General features: G+C 59.1%; 1 protein-coding gene and 1 pseudogene. One reads left to right on the top strand and one right to left on the bottom strand.

What is annotated here, in order from left to right; all coding sequences use genetic code 11:
• Positions 1 to 221: 221 nt before the first annotated feature.
• The gene (locus GIW04_RS30540; RefSeq protein WP_003191880.1) at positions 222 to 1,127 is read right to left on the bottom strand and encodes a LysR family transcriptional regulator; all 906 of its coding nucleotides are present in this window, start codon (positions 1,125 to 1,127) and stop codon (positions 222 to 224) included.
• 213 nt (positions 1,128 to 1,340) lie between these two features.
• Here GIW04_RS30540 and GIW04_RS30535 point away from each other — a divergent pair.
• Positions 1,341 to 1,623, top strand: a pseudogene (locus GIW04_RS30535) (cysteine dioxygenase); the annotation flags it as partial.

Here is a 1,623-nt window from a genome sequence, read left to right as displayed (position 1 = left end):
ACTTTGCCGCTTTTGCAAAGTGAGCCGCCGTCAGGGCGGAACCCTAAGTAGCCGTTACCGCAGCAATGGATATGTACCCAATCCAACTGTGTTGACTGCCAGGCCGCCTTCGCGAGCAAGCCCGCTCCCACAGTTTTGACCGCGGGGTGTCAGGGAGATAGGTGTCGGCTGGCGGGCCGTCATCGCAGGCAAGCCAGCTCCCACATTTGGATTACAGGGCGTCAGGCAGCACTGCGAATCTTGTGCAAAGCATCCGCCACCCATTGACCAAACGCATCCACCGGCCCTTGCAGGTTGCCGAGAAAATGCGGATAGATCAGCCACAAATCCATCACCGGCTTGAAGTCCTTGAGGGGCATCGCCGCCAGCTGCTCGCGATGAGCACTGCGTTCCAGCAACGGACGTGGCACCAGGCCAAGGCCGAGGCCATCGGCCACCAAGCCCAGTTGCAGTTCAGTGCCAAAGGTTTCCAGGTTCACCCGCAGCGCCAGGCCCTGGTCAGACAAGGTGCGCTGCAACCCCGCACGGAACCCGCAGCCGTCCGGATTAAGAATCCAACCGCTCTGGTACACGTCAGCCAGCTTGCACGGCTTCTTCGGCAGTTGCGCCTTGGCACACACCACCACCAACTCCATCTTGCCGATGGACTCACCCACTAGGTTGTCCGGGAAGATCTTGCCCGCAGGGAACAACGCCACCGCCGCATCCAGTTCGCCGCGTTCGATCTTGCCGACCAATTGGCTGCCCCAGCCGGTGGCAACCTGGGCGCGCAAGTCGGCGTATTCGCTGCGCAGGTGCTTGAGCGCGTCCAGCAGCACCACATCGCCGATGGTCTGCGGTACACCCAGGCGTAGCACGCCGGTGGGCGGAGCATCGGTGGCCACCAGTTCGCGCAGGGCATCCATCTCACGCAGGATCAACCGACATTGCTCATAAACGCGGGTACCGATCAGCGTCGGCTTGAGCGGCTTGGTATTGCGGTCGAACAGCTCCACCCCCAGTGCCTGCTCGAAGTTCTGCACGCGGCGGGTGATGGCTGGCTGGGTCAGCTGCAACGACGCGGCGGCATGGCTGATGGACTGGCAACGAATCACTTCGACAAAGGCATCGATATCGTCAATTTTCATTTGGGCCGCACATACAGATCAGTCATTAAGATGTGCGTGAAGCATAGTGGCCGCACACAGGTCTGGATAGCCCACCCAGTGATAAATAACGTCTAACGCTATTCAAACCGGTTCTAAATTACCTTCGGCTATAAGCTAATCATTAAAAAATAGCATATTAAAAATAAACATTATGCTTAGATAAAAGCACACCAACAGCCCGATGGAATGGTCATGACCCAGGCCCGACACCCCGAGAGACTCAGAGCCTTCATAGGCGCCCTGGCGGAATTGATCGACGGCAACCCGCGTGAAGGCGACCTGCTGCACCGTGGCGGCAAGCTGCTGGCGCAACTGGTCAGCCACGATGATTGGCTGCCCGACGAATTCGCCCAACCCGACCCCGAGCGCTATCAGCAATTTTTGCTGCATGCCGATTCGCGCCAGCGCTTCAGCGTGGTCAGCTTTGTGTGGGGGCCGGGGCAACGCACGCCGATTCATGACCACAGGGTGTGGG

Source organism: Pseudomonas sp. PA-4-8C, from assembly GCF_021606625.1.
Classification (GTDB): domain Bacteria; phylum Pseudomonadota; class Gammaproteobacteria; order Pseudomonadales; family Pseudomonadaceae; genus Aquipseudomonas; species Aquipseudomonas lactis.
The sequence above is the reverse complement of the archived record's forward strand: the minus strand, read 5'-3'. Positions and strand labels throughout refer to the sequence as shown.

Coding starts and splice junctions, on each gene's coding strand:
- GIW04_RS30540 (WP_003191880.1), bottom strand. CDS start 1,127: ATGAAAATTGACGATATCGATGCCTTTGTCGAAGTGATTCGTTGCCAG.